This is a genomic window from Clostridium sp. UBA7791 (assembly GCF_002480755.1).
GTDB classification, from domain to species: domain Bacteria; phylum Bacillota; class Clostridia; order Clostridiales; family Clostridiaceae; genus Clostridium_J; species Clostridium_J sulfidigenes.
This window is the reverse complement of record NZ_DLCT01000005.1, coordinates 1,479,361-1,495,821: the sequence shown is the minus strand read 5'-3', so window position 1 is coordinate 1,495,821 and position 16,461 is coordinate 1,479,361. Positions and strand designations below refer to the sequence as shown.

15 protein-coding genes are annotated in these 16,461 nt (G+C 28.7%); 9 read left to right on the top strand and 6 right to left on the bottom strand.

All coding sequences use genetic code 11. From position 1 onward, the window contains the following. Positions 1-351: 351 nt before the first annotated feature. A complete protein-coding gene (locus B3Z56_RS12690) occupies positions 352-468 on the top strand; it encodes a DUF3732 domain-containing protein (RefSeq protein ID WP_346878905.1) in 117 nt (38 codons plus the stop codon). A 599-nt stretch (positions 469-1,067) separates the two neighbouring features. Here the strand turns inward: B3Z56_RS12690 and B3Z56_RS12685 are convergent. Beyond that, the gene (locus tag B3Z56_RS12685) at positions 1,068-1,505 is read right to left on the bottom strand and encodes a GNAT family N-acetyltransferase (RefSeq protein ID WP_346878904.1); all 438 of its coding nucleotides are present in this window, start codon (positions 1,503-1,505) and stop codon (positions 1,068-1,070) included. A 582-nt stretch (positions 1,506-2,087) separates the two neighbouring features. Here B3Z56_RS12685 and B3Z56_RS12680 point away from each other — a divergent pair. The 4 genes from B3Z56_RS12680 (at position 2,088) to B3Z56_RS12665 (ending at position 6,090) form a co-directional block, all read left to right on the top strand. Then, entirely contained in the window at positions 2,088-2,522 is a 435-nt protein-coding gene (locus B3Z56_RS12680) for a DUF3788 family protein (protein ID WP_346878903.1), read from the top strand. A gap of 261 nt (positions 2,523-2,783) precedes the next feature. After that, positions 2,784-3,221, top strand: coding sequence for a helix-turn-helix domain-containing protein (locus B3Z56_RS12675; protein WP_414632757.1), 438 nt, complete (start codon positions 2,784-2,786; stop codon positions 3,219-3,221). Positions 3,222-3,247: 26 nt separating this feature from the next. Continuing rightward, positions 3,248-4,003, top strand: coding sequence for an ABC transporter ATP-binding protein (locus tag B3Z56_RS12670; RefSeq protein WP_346878901.1), 756 nt, complete (start codon positions 3,248-3,250; stop codon positions 4,001-4,003). After that, complete coding sequence (locus B3Z56_RS12665) at positions 4,003-6,090, top strand: ABC transporter permease (protein WP_346878900.1); 2,088 nt, start codon at positions 4,003-4,005, stop codon at positions 6,088-6,090. The genes B3Z56_RS12670 and B3Z56_RS12665 overlap by 1 nt, the downstream gene beginning before the upstream one ends. Before the next feature lie 82 nt (positions 6,091-6,172). On the opposite strand, the gene B3Z56_RS12660 is transcribed toward B3Z56_RS12665, so the two are convergent. The 5 genes from B3Z56_RS12660 to B3Z56_RS12640 form a co-directional block, all read right to left on the bottom strand. Further along, positions 6,173-7,141 carry a site-2 protease family protein gene (locus tag B3Z56_RS12660; protein WP_346878899.1) on the bottom strand — a complete coding sequence of 323 codons (969 nt, stop codon included), beginning with the start codon at positions 7,139-7,141 and terminating at the stop codon, positions 6,173-6,175. Further along, a complete protein-coding gene (locus B3Z56_RS12655; RefSeq protein ID WP_346878898.1) occupies positions 7,134-7,850 on the bottom strand; it encodes a flavodoxin family protein in 717 nt (238 codons plus the stop codon). The genes B3Z56_RS12660 and B3Z56_RS12655 overlap by 8 nt, the downstream gene beginning before the upstream one ends. Positions 7,851-7,864: 14 nt before the next feature. Next, positions 7,865-10,918, bottom strand: a complete 3,054-nt coding sequence (gene lanM / locus B3Z56_RS12650) for a type 2 lanthipeptide synthetase LanM (protein WP_346878897.1) — start codon at positions 10,916-10,918, stop codon at positions 7,865-7,867. A 158-nt stretch (positions 10,919-11,076) separates the two neighbouring features. Beyond that, on the bottom strand, positions 11,077-11,265 hold the full coding sequence (locus B3Z56_RS12645; protein ID WP_346846774.1) for a lichenicidin A2 family type 2 lantibiotic: 189 nt from the start codon (positions 11,263-11,265) through the stop codon (positions 11,077-11,079). 21 nt (positions 11,266-11,286) lie between these two features. Beyond that, complete coding sequence (locus tag B3Z56_RS12640; protein ID WP_346846775.1) at positions 11,287-11,508, bottom strand: lichenicidin A2 family type 2 lantibiotic; 222 nt, start codon at positions 11,506-11,508, stop codon at positions 11,287-11,289. A 427-nt stretch (positions 11,509-11,935) separates the two neighbouring features. Between B3Z56_RS12640 and B3Z56_RS12635 the strand changes: the two genes are divergently transcribed. The 4 genes from B3Z56_RS12635 (at position 11,936) to B3Z56_RS12620 (ending at position 16,461) form a co-directional block, all read left to right on the top strand. After that, positions 11,936-14,107, top strand: coding sequence for a peptidase domain-containing ABC transporter (locus B3Z56_RS12635; RefSeq protein ID WP_346876806.1), 2,172 nt, complete (start codon positions 11,936-11,938; stop codon positions 14,105-14,107). A gap of 156 nt (positions 14,108-14,263) precedes the next feature. Further along, on the top strand, positions 14,264-14,911 hold the full coding sequence (locus B3Z56_RS12630) for a TetR/AcrR family transcriptional regulator (protein ID WP_346846777.1): 648 nt from the start codon (positions 14,264-14,266) through the stop codon (positions 14,909-14,911). Between the two features lie 78 nt (positions 14,912-14,989). Then, positions 14,990-15,712: an ABC transporter ATP-binding protein gene (locus B3Z56_RS12625; protein WP_346876804.1), complete on the top strand. Its 723-nt coding sequence runs from the start codon at positions 14,990-14,992 to the stop codon at positions 15,710-15,712. Further along, positions 15,712-16,461 (top strand): hypothetical protein, encoded by a 750-nt coding sequence (locus B3Z56_RS12620; RefSeq protein WP_346878896.1) that lies wholly within the window; start codon positions 15,712-15,714, stop codon positions 16,459-16,461. The genes B3Z56_RS12625 and B3Z56_RS12620 overlap by 1 nt, the downstream gene beginning before the upstream one ends.

Sequence of the window (16,461 nt, the reverse complement as noted above, 5' to 3'; positions counted from 1 at the left end):
AAGAGTTGTGGTTGCTTTTTTTATTGCATAAATATTTATTAAAAGGAGTAGCTCATATGACCAGGGATGAAAAAAGAAAAAATTAAAGAATTAAGATTAAAAGGTAGGTGATTTAAAGCAATTGCTAATCTTTTAGGATTAAATAGAGATAGTGTTAGGGGATTATGTAAGCGTAATAGCATTTCTGGGGACTTCTGTGCTAAACAGTTGCTCTTAATGTTAAAAAAGGTAAAAAGAATTGTACTTTGTGCTAATTATGAAAAGCCGATAAAACAAAAATCTACTGGTAGAATGAGAAGATTTTGATGTGATGACTGCAGGAGAAAATGGTGGAAAGAGCATGAAGTTATTATGGCACAAAAAATTAAGTACATTCCATCATATATTATTTTAGATCAACCAAGTAGACCATATTATGATAATAAGAATGAAGAATTTAGAGATAAAGAAAAAAATACTATTCAATAACTTTATTAAATGATTATATTGATTTAATAATAAAGAGTACAAAGAGGAATTTCAGTTTATAGTATTTGAGCATATTCCAAAGGAAGTTTGGAAAGATATGAGAAATATTAATTTGGTAGAAGAATTTATAAATGAAATCAAATTGATAAGAAAGTGTAATATTACAGGAAGTAGATAAATTTTTATACTCACTCACTAAAATGAAAATGACAATAATGTTTCCATTGCCATAGTCATTTTCTTTTCTAAAACATCACCACAAAAATAAATTCTAATCAAAAAAAATCCTCCCACATCACCCCCTCAAATATATACATATTTAAATATATCCCTAGTTAAATATAGAAAATTTTATATAGTTTAATAGGGATATATTTAAAATTTTACCTAGGAAACTAGTTAAATATGAACCTAGTTAACTATATAACTAGTTAACTAGTTGTTGGCGCTGTGCGGGTTTGCGGGTTTTCTTAATATTTTTCATATGTATTTTAATGATTTAATAGGAACAAAATTTATTCATTTTGTTCCTAATTTGGGTAATGGGTAACATTTTAGTGATGACGTGTCTTGTTGGAGTCACTTGCTTATGGTTTTATTTATAATTGTACTACCATTACATTTTCACCCCACATTATTTCATCAGTTTCTTCAAATCCAACACTTTCATATAACTTCTTTGCAGATATATTTTGGGGCGAAACTGTTGTATAGAATTTTATATTTCCATATTCAACTTTTATTAAGTCAAGCAATTTTAGCATTGCTTTTTTTTCTAATCCTTTACCTTGAAACTTTTTAGCAATCATAAACCTAAGTAACATTGGTTTACTCGTATCTTCTTCAATTCCATATAAAAGAAGTCCAATTAGTATATCATCCTCATAAATGCATTTTGCATTCCAATTTTCATATAATAAACTTAAAATGATTGAATTATAATTTGGCGCAACAATTCCTTCTTGTTCTTTATAAACCTCTAAATTATTACATTCGTACCAATTTTCTTTTGTTACTTGTTTTAACATAATTCCCATAGAGTTTCCTCCCTATTTTTAAATTTAAGATAATAAAATCAAATAAATCTCTAGATGTTATTTTGATTTGTTATGGTTTACATATACGACCTATTTATTAGTGTATCATTATAGGAAATATAATACAAATTACTATAAAGTATTGAAATATATCCCTTGTCCAGGAAGAGGGACACAATCCTCTTAAGACAAGAAACTTTTACCCTTTACCTAACTCAAAAAGAGAAACACTATAATGAATAGCTATAAGCATATATGCGACAAGTTATTGACAACTTACGTATAATATATATATGATAATACATAATAGTAAAAAATTATGCTATTTAATTTTAATCCTATGACTATCAGCTCTAATACTCCTATCGCACTCTGTGAAAGCGATTAGCACCAAATCAGAGATCTGGGCTCTCTGCTTTTCTTCAAGGTTGGAGTAAAGAGCTGTTACGTCCCTGGATAAGAATTTCCCCTAAAGGACAACGACTTCTAAGTATCAAAAATACTGATACTAAGAATTCTGTTAGTAAAGTTTTATAGAAGCTTAGAACTCTCTTTATATAATATATGATTGGAGAAGTTAATATGAGTAATAGGATGTTAGATAAAAATAATATACCTACGGAAAAAGAGATTTTTGAATTCATTGGAAATGATACGAAAAAATTATTGAAGCAATTTGAAGAAACCTTTGATAAACAATATGATATGCAAAAGGAATTAAAGTTCCCATTTGGAAATAATTACGGTTGGAGATATAAGTATTCCCATAAAACCAAGCACTTATGTTATATCTTTTTTGAAAGTGGCGATATAGATGTAATGATGCAAATAAGTTCAAAAGATAAGGAAAAACTCAATGAAGTAATTAATGGAGGGTTATCTTTAACTAAAGAATTATGGAAGAATAAATATCCTTGTAGTGATGGTGGATGGATTAATTACAGACCTAAAACAAAGGAAGATATAGAAGAGATAATAAGATTATTAGCTTTTAAAAAGAAGCCTGTTGTAAAGTAATACTAAATTTAATCTCTGCTCTTTACCTATTATTTGAAGTCCTTCACTGGCAAATTTATTATAATAGATTATTAATTGATAAAAAGAGTTATTCTTTGCAGTAGAGGGCACTTTTTTTCTTTACTTTTAACTTCTATATCAAGACTAAGGAATCTAAGCTTAATTTTTAATTGATGCAACCACTGGTTTACAGCAAAAGTAACTAATATATGCTTGTATAATAGCAAATAGATAGAGATAATTATATATGAGGTGGTTACTTTGAATTTTAAAGAAAATCTAAAAAAATTAAGGAAAGAAAAAAATATATCACAAGAACAACTTGCAGAAAAGTTAAATATATCACGTCAAGCAATTTCAAAGTGGGAATCAGGTAAAGCATATCCAGATATAGATAACCTTATATTATTAAGGGATATATTTAATGTTAGTTTAGATGAGTTGATGGTTAATGAAAAAACAGATAAAGGAAAAAGCATAAATCAAGAAGAGCATGTATCTAGTGATAACAAAGATAGTTATGATGAAGAGGATGAGGATGAAGATTCAGTAAATTTAATGCTTGGAGGTTTTATAATCGGGACAGGTATTGGTGTGATTACAGGGAATTTTATGTGGGGAACTGCAGGGGCTTTTATAGGTATGGGAATAGGATATGTGTTAGAAGTTATTAGAAGAAAGAATAAAGAAAAGAGATAATTTTATTTTTTAGCGGGGTATGGTGTATGGAAATATTAAAAGTTAATGGGTTAACTAAAGTATATGCTTCTTTTAAGGGAGCAAAAGAAGTTAGTGCTTTAAATGGATTAAATTTCACTATTAATAGTGGTGAATTTGTAGGCATAATGGGGCCAAGTGGAAGTGGAAAGAGTACTTTACTTAACATTCTCTCAGGTGTAGATAAGGGTACTTCAGGTAATGTGATTATTAATAATAATGATATTAGTGAAATGAAAAAGGACAAACTTGCTTTGTTTAGAAGAAAAAATATTGGATATATTTTTCAAGAGTTTAATTTACTAGATAGTTTAACTGTTGAAGAAAATATATCATTACCTCTTATATTAGATAAGAAAGAGCAAAGTGAAATAGAAAATAGTTTAAATGATCTTATGAAGTATTTTAATATATTAGATTTAAAGAAAAAGTATCCTTATAATATTTCAGGTGGTCAAAGGCAAAGAGTTGCTGCTGCAAGAGCACTAATTAATAATCCCAGTATAATCTTTGCAGATGAGCCAACAGGAAATTTAGATTCAAAATCGGCAAATGATGTTATGACAACCATAGCCAAAATGAATAATGAAAAAAATAGCACAGTGTTAATGGTAACCCATGATCCCTTTGCAGCTTCTTTCTGTAAAAGAATTATATTTATAAAAGATGGAAAAATGAAAATGGAAATTACCTCTGATGGGGATCGAAAGAAATTATTTGATAAAATTCTAGAAGTTCAAAGTCTTATAGGAGGAGATAATTAATGACCTTTCATGTTATCATAAAAAAGAACTTTTTCTATAACTTTTATAAATATATATCCTTCTATTTTGTTAATTCCTTAATATGCGCAATGCTATTTATGTATGGAAGTTTAATGTACAATTCTGCCATAATCAAAGGTATTGGGAAGACATCAACATATGGCATAGTAAAGCTGGCATTAGTGGGAATTATCATATTTTCTATAGTTTTTATTACATATACCAATTTATACTTTTTAAAAAATAGAGGTAAAGAATTTGGTGTGTATTTAACATTAGGAATGACATACAAAGATTTAACTAAAATGGTTATTATGGAAAACATCGGGGTTATGATAGCTTCTCTAGTTACTGGAATTGTTAGTGGCACAGTTTTGGGGAGAATGTTCTATATGGCTCTAAATAAAATGGTTAGTGGAGCTAATATCCAGTACACATTGAATTATGAGAGCTTTTTATTAAGTGCTGGTATATTTGCAATAATATTTTTAGGAAATGTAATATTCAACATATTTTACCTTAGAAGTATATCTATTGTTGAAGGAATTAAAGCTGATGTAAAAAAGGAAGTTGGACATACTAATGTATTTATTGGCGTAGTAACTATATTGATTTTTGTGGCAGCTTTATATTATTTACCTATTATTATCCTAAAGGGAAATATTGAGGATGTTGCACCTATAATATTAGGATTGTTTTTAGTAATTATAATTTGTCCATATATAATAATTGGAGCAATTATTACCTTGATCAAAGCTATTTTAAAGAAATTTCCTAATATATATAATAATAACTTGTTGGTTTTAAGCAATTTATCTCATAGATTTTTAGCATATAAAAACATATTGTTTATTACTTCTCTACTATTAGCTGGAGCTATGCTATTTGTAGGATATAGTTATTCAATTTATGTTTCAACTAGAGAATATATTTCAAATGAAAATCCATATGATATTATGTTTGTTGAAAGTAACAAGTATAACAGTGTAAATAGAGAAGATGTTATAAATGTTGTTAAAGATAATGGTGGAAGCGTAAATGAATACAAAGAATTAGAATATATTGAAGTACCTGTATTTAAGGAAGAATCGGGTAATCTTAGTGTTTTAAATACTAAACATTCAGTAATTAGCCAGTCAAACTATAATAAACATATGGGAATAGATATTAATATAAAACTTAATGAGGCATTATATGTTACAGTTGAAAATGAAAGTAAAGACTATAAGATTCCAAATTTGATTTTTTTAACTCTTAAGGATAATAATCTAGAAATAGTGAATAAGTTAGCACTAGAACATGGAACTTTGATAGAGAAAGAACAATTTGATGGGCTTGTTAAAGAATCTCACTCTTTGAAAATAAACGCTGATAAAATTAGAAAAGAAAAAGGTGTGAAATTCACTAATTTTAGATATGGTGGAGAATATGATTCAGGATTCGCATTTATTCTTAACGATAATGACTATAATATGATAAAGAAAAATATAAAAGAAGAAGCCATTAAAAACTTACATTTAATGAATGTAGGGAATAAAGATGTTGCCTTTAAAGGGTTACTAAACTATTTAAAAGGTGTTAACGATTTAGATAGCACTTATTGGAATGAAGGCCAGTTATGGGGTGGCAAAATATCTGATGATGAGAGAGGAACCTTGGAAGCATATAGGCCACTTTATAGAGAAGAGTTAATCAGAATGCAATTAGATGATAATGGTATGTTATTATTCACTACAATTTTTATAGGAATACTATTTATTATAACTAATGGAGTAGTATTATATTATAAAGTGATTTCTGATGTTAATGAAGAGAGAAAAAGAAATAATATCCTATTTAAAGTTGGAATCTTGGAAAGTGAAGTAAAATCGGTAATTAAGAAGGAGTTAAGAATAATTTTCTTTGTTCCCATATTTATAGGAGGAATGTTAGGAGTATATTTCTTATATATTATGGTATTTAATAGTGGAATCACTGAACTGTTAATGAAGAAGTCAATTATTACTCTTCTTTTAGAAATTTTAATTCAGTTTATATTCTATAAAATAAGTAAAAATAAATATATAAAGGAAGTCAATAGTGTTTAATCAATGGAAAATATTTCTACTAAATTTAAGGCATGGGATTATATGATAATCACCATGCCTTTAAAGTCATTGTTATAGAAAGCTACCTTATCCTAGACAGAATAGTATCAATGTACTCTCTAAATCGATTGTCTATAGTCGCTCTTTGATATTCTTTTGCTGTTTTTATTAATTGTGATTTGTCAAAATCATTGAAGTTTTCTATATCTGCATTTTTCTCTAGTAAAGTAAGCAATTTTAATTGAAAATCTACGACTTCAATATAACTCTTTGCTTCCATCCTGTTAGTTTTATTTTGCTTTTTCATAATATTGATAATTTCCATAAAGTAATCTTTTCCTAAGTCATAATTACTGTTTTTTATATAGTGTAATGCTAATAGACTACCGCAAGTGAAAATATCACTTATGTCTTCATGGTTATTAAATACTTGAAATAAATTATCTATTTCAGCCTCTGTTAACTCACTAGCATCAATATCGCTTAAATATATATTTTGGAGCCAAACTTTATTTTTAATGCCCTTATCATTTTTTAGTAATAAAAGTGCCATCCATCCATCGTTTCCTTCAAAGGGCAGTGACGTTGCTAATGCAATAACAAAATTCATTGTACCAAAGGTGGTAATAACTGTTTTAAAGTAAAATTCAGTTTCTATTCTACTTATAAGAATGGCAGGAATAAATAATAATAAATTAGTAAATATGCCCCCTAAATAATAGAGTGAAAAATTCCTTGATACCTGGTTTTTATCAATGCATTTAAACATTTGACATAAGCCATTACTTAAGGAAAAAATGCTATTTTCTTTAAGTTTAACCTTGTTATTCACAACACAAATTTTTATGGGCCCAGCATAAAGGGATTCCAGCTTCATTCCTATGATTTTACCAAAGGCAAAATGTCCAAGTTCGTGGAAAGTAACGGCGATTAAAAATAACAAATAGTAAAGGGTTATTTCATTTATTATTGTTATCCGTAGAAAAAAACTAATTAAATTTAATAATATTAGTATTAAAAGAAAACTTGTATAGTTGAAAAATTTATTCATTATGGCTGTTATCCTTAATTAAAAGTTCTGAAAAACTGTTTGCATTAAAATATCCGTGACTATCCCAATATTTATATTCGTAATGTTCTTTAGGGAAAAATAAATAAGTATACTTTAATTGCTGAAACATAGCCTCTTGCATTGGAGAGGATTCTAAAACAATATTTCCTTCAAGAGCATCTTTTATGATACTTCTTATTGATTGGAGCTTATGAAAAATCTCCTCCTGTGTATCATATGCAAAGAAAGTTTCATTTGAAATAATTACTGCTCCCATATACTGAAACATTTTAGTTAAATAATCATTAACAAAGCTTTCACCATTTGTATCTGTTGTGGTTAGTATTATAACTGGCTTTCCTAACAATTTAAAAATGTGCAACCAATAAGAAAGTCTGTCAAAAATTAGTTTAACATCAGAGGTTACATTATGGGCATACACTGGTGAACTAATAATTATTAAATCTGCAGATAAAAGTAGTTGTTTAAGTTCACTACCTTTATCATCATTAAGATTATCAAAAATACAAATACCATTACTAAAACAATTTTTACATCCAGAGCAAGGATTAAGGCAATATTTTGTTGGGTCTAAAATAGTATTATTGTATTCACTTTCTACATTGAGTTCATTGAAAATCTCTTCAACATATTTATAAGTTCGAGTATTTAAATTACGTGTACCTATTAGTGTTACAATATTTTTCATATAATATCACCTCTCTAACTTAATACTGAAGGAACAATTTCAGGATTAATCAAACGAATTAGCTCAAATAAAATACCAGTTTCTCCAGTGAATAATCCTATTGAAGAAATATGCTCAAGTTGTTTCAAATGGAATTTACCCTTTGCCTTTTGGGTTGTCATAATCTTGTTCATTATTGTTTTTGCCATGTCATAATCATGTAAATCCAATGTTAAAGAATATCTAGTCAAGAAATATTCTAGTAAACCTGAATTACCATGGCATAAACAATCATTTTGGAACATGGCTGACTTCATAATATGGTCATTGATTTTTTCAATTTCTTCTAAAACTTCAGTATAATCTAAATTTGCTTTTTTCATAGTTTTGCAAATTTCAATACGAGAAATTGCCAGACCAGTTAAACCTCTACACCATGATAGTGGCATTTCTTCATAATTGGAGTAGAGATGCTTGTCCTTATCTAATATATCGGCTGCAAAATTAAGGTACTTTATTGACTTTGTAATACTATACAATTTATAGAATATTAAAGAAATAGGTCCTAAGCCATGTGCAAAACCAGCCTGAAAATCCTTTACCTCATCTTTTTTAAAGCATGCTAATATTTTTTCAGCATAGGTGATAATATGGGATAAGTATGTTGTATCATGAGAGTTATCATATAATCTAATTAAAGAATTTACAAGGGAAGTTGCTCCATTAAGATAATCAACATCAATTTCAATATTATTCTCTAATTTTTTTAAATACTTATTTATATAACCTTTAATTTTACTTTTTTGTAAATCTTCTTTTTCTAAGAAGGATGCCATGTGTATAAAACTAAAGGTGCTTGTATATCCAATATTTTTTTCAACATATATTATTTGATCTTCCGTATTACACTCATCAATTATCTTTTCAAAATAGCTATAATATTTGGTCTCATTTGTTACTTTATATAAATAGTACATAGCTAATGCAATTCCATAAACACCGTCATAAAAGTCTGCTGATATAACATTATAGGAGTCTTCTTCATATTTACTTGTGTTTACTGTCATCCATAGAAGGAGATCCTTACTTTTAATTCGCTCAGATAATATTTTTTTGCTAAGATTAATAGCACATTCTAAGAAAGTGTTTTCAGTTGAATAATTTTCTTTAAGGGATTGTACTGTCATTTCATATTCCTTAATTTTATTAGGTATATCATAGTTTCCATATGCTAATTCTATTAAGGAAACTTGTTTCAAGATATCTTCATTACTAATCCTTATAATATGCTCTATAAGATACTCATATGAAGTTTTTGAAGTAAACTCTCCCAGATTTCTATTTGAGCTATATATTTCTAATCCATGGGTGTAATAAGAAAAATAAGGGACATCATTAAACATCATATCTTCAATTTCACTAATAATAAATGTTGGATTGTTAAATTCAATGCTCCACATGTTTTCTAATATTTTTTCTCTATCTAACATATCAGATAAAAAGTCAGGATGATAGGAGTGACCCAGTATCTTAGCATATTGATTAGTATTTCGTAATAATTGCCTTACCTTTAACCCTTTAAAGCTTTTAAATACATCTGAATTTAAAATTTCTTCTCTATTATTTATAAAATAATTACATATAGTAGTAAAGCCATCAATTACGTTATTTTTATATTTTTTAAAATCAATCTGTTTTAGTGGGAGATTTTGGCTTCCAGGTAGTACAGCAGTTTCTTCTACAAATCTAATCTCATCGGTGTTAAGATTAGTGATTTGTAGTACCTTTTCATCAAGGGTTTTCTCTGCTCCAGATAAAGCACTAATATCTATTCCCTTACTGTTATCACTATTTTTAAGCCTGCTAGTTAAGAGCATTATTCTATCAATATTTTCAAACACTTTTCGTTTGATTAGTTGTGTAGTTTTATCATTATCCTTACCATTGAATAATGTAGGTTGCTGCACAATTGTTTCTAGGTCAATAATAACTGGATGCTCGCCATGGGCAATTAAATTTTCCATATGCATATCAGTGCCGTTAAGAAGATACATAAGACCTAATAAATAACCAAATCTTGTATAATATCTTTTTACTTCCTCTTCTGATTGGCAATCTATATGATCAATAAAATCTTCATAGCCATGATCATTGACAGCAAGAGAATTTACAGTTTTCAAAGGCAGAATTGGAGCTCTATCGTTAAGATAATCACATAACTTAGAAAATGCAATATTTACATGTAGATTCTTTGGCTTATACAATATTTTTCTATTATTTTCAAAAGCTAATGTCATTACCGTTTTATTTCCATTATGTGAATCACCGAGTCCGTAATATATTGTATCAATAATAAAATCTTTTTCATCTATATGAAAATGGCTCTTTAGCTTTATTTTATCTTCATTAATATGGTCAAATACTTCAATGGTATTCTTAATAAACATTGTGGTCATTTCTACAAGAACACGAGCTAATACTGGATATTTATCAAAGAAATTTAGAATGTCTTCTGCATTTTCATATTTGCTAATAAAATATTTATATCTGTCCTCAGTAGTATCTCCAAGAAGAAGGCCTTTTTCTCTTTGCATATTAATTTCAAGGGTAATAGCCTTTATTCCTATGTCACTAATTTGTGAAAAAAAGGATAATAAAATAGACTGAATTGATTCTTGTTTAATAAATTTGATTATTTCTGGTTTAAGCTTACTTCTGATTTCTTTATCAGCATATATTATATAATATCTTAATAAATATGAAAGTTTTGTGTTATCAAAATCAATACATGAGTTGGATAATTCATGTATTTCAATGAGCTTATTATACCAATCAGAATTTTTTGTATAGTCTATGTATAATTCTTTTAATTCCTGATTTGGATTTTTCTCAACAGCAAATGAAAAAATATTTTGGTTATACTTATTTATTTCTAGCATCTTTGAAAATTCAGCATTACTTAATATAGACATATCATTTCGCCAAAGCATAAAAGCTTCTTTATTAAAGTTATTTTTATATTTTAATTGATTTTCTATTATTGAATATCTTTCTTTTATAGTAAGTGCATTATAAAAATTATAGTACATAATATTTTCTCCTCTACCTATTTAGTTACGTACTTCCACAACCTACACAATGCTAAAAGTGGGTACTTTTATTTAGTTATAAATTTTATATTATTACATAAGTAAGAGGTGATGGTGAGCCAACACCTCTTACTTATGATTATTCTATATTTTAATTATTATTTATTGTCCTTACCGCATTTAGTCACTGCAGAACCAAGGTATGAGCCTACAAAAGTTATTAATGCAGAGCATACCATGGTAGATTGAGGTTCTGACATTCCACGTCCACCATAAACGTCCATTAATTCTTTTTCTGACAATTCCTTTAAGCTCTTTCCAACAATTTTATCTTGTTTCATTTCCATAATGAATCTCCTTATTTTTTATTAGCCTAAGCAGTCTTTGTTATATGAAAGAATACCACTTATAGCAGATGCAGATGCAGATATGCACGCCTTTGAGCTTTTTGTTACAAATTTTGATATTGCACTAACAACAGTAGCTGGTGTACCATTTGTTTCAGATGAAGCACCATATATATCTTGCATTTCATTTTGTGACATTTCCCTTAAGCTCTTTCCACAAATTTCATTTGACATTTTTTGCATTTTTATTTCCCCCCCCTTTTAATTTGTTAAATTCATCTAACATGCATGTACTTTTGAATTTACATGTTAAATATATCACGAAGATTTTATAATTTCAATATTGTTTACATATTATTAAATATTTTACATTTTTGTTTTTATATATAATATGATATATTAAAATTGAATTATTGTATTTACAAGGTTTCCCAAATAATAGCCATATAAATCTTGTAAATTAAATTATTTATTTCTCATCAGAGCAATGTTTAATTTTTAACAAGTACACAACATGTAAAAAGTACAGTATATATTATTTACAGCAAAAGAAGATTACATTGACAATTTTACATATATTTGGGATAATACAACCATAATTTTTAAATAAATAAGGGTGCTTTTTTATTTATTTAGCTCTTTAAGTTAATGGAAAGGGATGGACACAAATATGGGAAAGTTAAGTTTAGTAGAACAATCTGAACATAGTGAATGTGGTATTGCTTGTATAACAATGATATTAAATTATTGGGGCATTAAATCTACATTAAATGAAATAAGGGATCATTATGGGGTTCCTAGGGGAGGTTTGAGTCTATACAATTTAATTGAGATCATATCTGATCATGGGATAAAAGGTAAAGCCTATAAAATTAACTCAGATGATTTGATGTCGTCAAAAATTAAACATCCAATTATTATTCTATGGAATAATAATCATTTTGTTGTGGTTAAAAGTATTAAAAATAAAGTAACATTATTTGATCCTGATAAGGGAATTTTGAAGGTTTCAAAAATGGAATTTGAAGAATCATTTAGCCAGGTTATTCTTAGTTTTGAACCAACTGATATGATTATTGATACGGGGAAAAAACAGAAACAATCACATGTAGAGACTTTGCAAAAAATCATTATGAATTTCTTTGTGAAGCAAAAAAAATCACTAATATTCTTACTTGTATCAATGATAATTTTACAGTTATTTTCAATAATTGTGCCTACCTTTATTAGACTTCTCATTGATGGCAACAATGTTGTAAGATCACTACTTCAAAGAACTTTATTAATAGTGCCTGGGTTTATTATAATCTTTATAATTTATACTCTGATGCAATTTTTAAATGACTTATTGCTGGCAGAATTAAAATATAACTTTAATGGGAAGATGATAGATAAGTTGATTAAGAAGATTTCGGAAATCCAATTTAAGTATTTTATAAATCGTGCCTCTGGTGATTGGATTTATCGAGCAAATTTAATAAGTTACATTCAGCAATTACTAAGCCAACAATTTTTAAAATCAATAATTGAAATTATTTTAGTAGTTGTATATCTCTTTATAATGTATTCTTATTCTCCAATTCTTACTTTCATAACTGTTGGAATAGGTGCTATTATTATTTTTTCATCCTTATTCTACACAAAAATGCTATTTAATTTTAATAGCAAAGAAATGATTTTGCAGAATCAAACTCAAAATATTATTATTGAACTTTTTGAAGGAATGGAAACAATAAAATCTCTAAACCTAGAAAATATTTTTCTAAAGAGATGGTCAGAAAAATTCAAGCTAGAACGCGATCTTACTTTAAAGAAGGATATAAAAATTTCTGTCTTAGGTAGTTTTATAAGTTCAATATATTACTTTACTCCTATTATTTTAATATTGATTGGTACAACATTAATTTATGGACAAGGAGTATTTTCAATAACCCTTGGAAAATTAATAGGGTTTATAACTTTATCTCAATCTTTTCTCTCACCCTTGAATGGGGTTATGAGTACATTTATACAGATGACTGTTATTAAGATACAGTTTAAAAAGATAAATGAAATATTTGCTATAAACTCTACAAAACATCTTAATTCAGATACACACATGCTAGAAAGAATTGATCACATTGATTCTTATAGGTTAGAAAATATATCTTTTAAACATTCAATATTTGATGGGCTAATACTAAACAATATTAATCTATCCATCCATAAAAATGATAAAATTGCTGTGGTAGGTTCAAGTGGTTCTGGGAAGAGCACATTATTAAAAATTCTTGATAATTTATTAGAACCTACTGAAGGTGAAATCTATATTAATAATCTAACTATAGATAAATACTCTAAAGAGGCTATTAAAGATGCTATAGGAATGGTTAATCAAAATCCTATTATATTTAATGAAAGCATTCTTTACAATATTACCCTTGGAGAAGAAAATTATGATCCTGATTTTTTACAACGAGTTATTTGTGATTCAACTTTAGATACATTGATAAAAGAATTACCAATGGGATTATCTACTACCATATCAGATCAAGGAATGAATTTATCTGGAGGTCAAAAACAAAAAATAATACTAGCAAGAATATTATTTAGAAACACTAAGATGCTACTATTAGATGAACCAACCAGTGCCCTTGATTCTTTATCAGAAACTAAAATAATTGATAATCTCTTAAAAAAATCAATTCCATGTATATTAGTATCGCATAAAGCAAATTTAGTTAAGCGATTCGATAAAATCATTGTGATTTCAAGTGGAACTATAATGGAGTGCGGTAATCATGAGAGTTTGATTAAAAAACAAGGTATTTATGCAGAAATGTTTGCAGCAGAAAAAGAATAATTTCTTATTAGGTGCAATCTATAAATTTCATAGAACCATATTGAATGACAAATACTATAGTTTATTATATTTAGATTAATAGTATATTAGTGCTTGACAAGAAAAATCATCAATGATAACATAAATACCAACGGTAGGTATGGAGGTGGATGCTGTATGGCACGAAATAAATATCCAGAAGAAACAGTTAACCTAATCTTAGAGGCAGCCTTAAAGCTCTTTATAGAAAAAGGTTATGAACACACTTCAATTCAAGATATCATCAATAATTTAGGGGGGCTTTCCAAGGGGGCAATCTATCATCATTTTAAATCCAAGGAGGAAATTTTTCAATCAGTATGTGAGAAAATTGGCAATGAAAACACAGCTTATTTCAATAAACTCCGTGATGACAAGACAATGACTGGCTATGAAAAGCTAAAAATGATGATTAAAGCCGGCTACGCTAATCCGGGTAGTAATGCGATTATAGCAATGTCAAACAAAATTATGAATGATCCTAAATTTGTGATGAAACAAGTTATAGAAATCTATGAATTGATTGTCCCATGCTATATAGAGCCTATCATCAACGAGGGAATAAGTGATGGTTCAATTGAAACCGCTTATCCAAAGGAACTTGCTGAGGTGATCATTACACTAATGAACATTTGGGTAAACCCTGCCATTGCAAAATCTACACCTGAAGAAATGCGTAGGAAAATGGAATTTTTCAGTGTGATTTTGAATGGAATAGGAATTGATATTTTAGATACAGAGACTATCTTACAATATGTTGAGTACAGTAGTCGCTACAATGGGTAGAAATAACTGCTCCTCAGGGGGCAGAATATTTTTGGTAAAATACATACCGAACGTCGGTATATGAATAAGGAGAAGTATATGGAACATCAATTTGCAGTGCATACAAACAGACTATGCAAGGAATTTTATGGCAAGACCGTATTAAATCGTCTAGAAATGAAAGTTAAACAGGGTGAGATTTATGGCATATTAGGTGTAAATGGAGCGGGGAAAACAACCCTCTTAAAGCTTATGGCTGGGCTGCTTGAGCCAACTGAGGGTGGTGCATATGTTCTGGCAAAAAATGCTTGGGCCCAACGAGACCAGGTACTCGGTAACATCGGTAGTCTTATTGAGGTACCATATTTTTATGAGCATCTGAATGCTACTCACAATTTGTCCATTCATCTTAGATATATGGGGATGGATGCAGATATATCAAAAGCCCTTGAACGTGTCGGTCTTGGTGATGTGGGTGATAAACCAGTATCAAAGTTTTCTCTTGGCATGCGTCAGCGTTTAGGCATTGCTAGAAGTATGATACATAGTCCCAAGGTATTGCTCCTTGATGAGCCCATTAATGGACTTGATCCTGTTGCAATTAAGGAAATGAGAGATTTATTTATTTCCCTTAAAAATCAAGGGATGACAATTTTACTTTCAAGTCATATTTTAAGCGAAGTTATACAAACCGTTGAAAGAGTTGCGGTCATTGCAAATGGCACGTTAACCCTTGAAGCTAATGTGAAGGACTTAATTGTAGAGCATGAAAACAATCTTGAAGATTTCTTAATTGAAAAAATGAGAGGAGGGAAATTATAATGATAAAACTTATAAATTTAGAACTTGAAAGAAACAAAATTAGATCTTATATTGTGGCATCCTTTCTTATCTTGATTTTTGGATTTGGATTTTGCTTTTTAACAGCATATATACCACAAATTGAACAATCACAGCAGATGATCCAAATTAGAGGAGGCGTTTCCCTGCCTACAGATTTGAGTATGTTTAGTCAATGGAATAATTTTATATCTTTGATTTCCATACTGTTTGTTGCTGCATTCGGTGTCTTATCTGCTATCATGCACGCTAAATTTACAGTTGAAGAATATACTGGGAAAAGAGCAATTCTATTGTTCTCATACCCAATAAAGCGAAGCAAAATTCTCTTTGCGAAATGCAGCTTTGTGTTTTTCTTTATTGCCATTGCGGTATCTATATGTAATATTGTTGCAATCAGTATGTTTGCTTTTTTATCAAATACTTTTCACATTTTACCCAATATGTTTACAGGTGAAATGTGGCCAAACCTACTTTTTACAACAGGAGTTTCAGCACTGCTGGCAGCTTCAATAGGTCTTATAGCAATGCGTATAGGATTTTGGAGGAAGTCATTGGTAGCTACTGTAGTAACATCCTTTCTGTTAATTATTCCATTTGGCAATATGATGTCGTTTGTACCTGAAAATTCTTTGCAAATCAGGCTAATAGGAATGGTTGTTTTACTAGTGTTAGGTCTTGTAGTATTTATGGAGCTGTTGTCAAAGGTAAATAAGATGGAGGCATTGTAA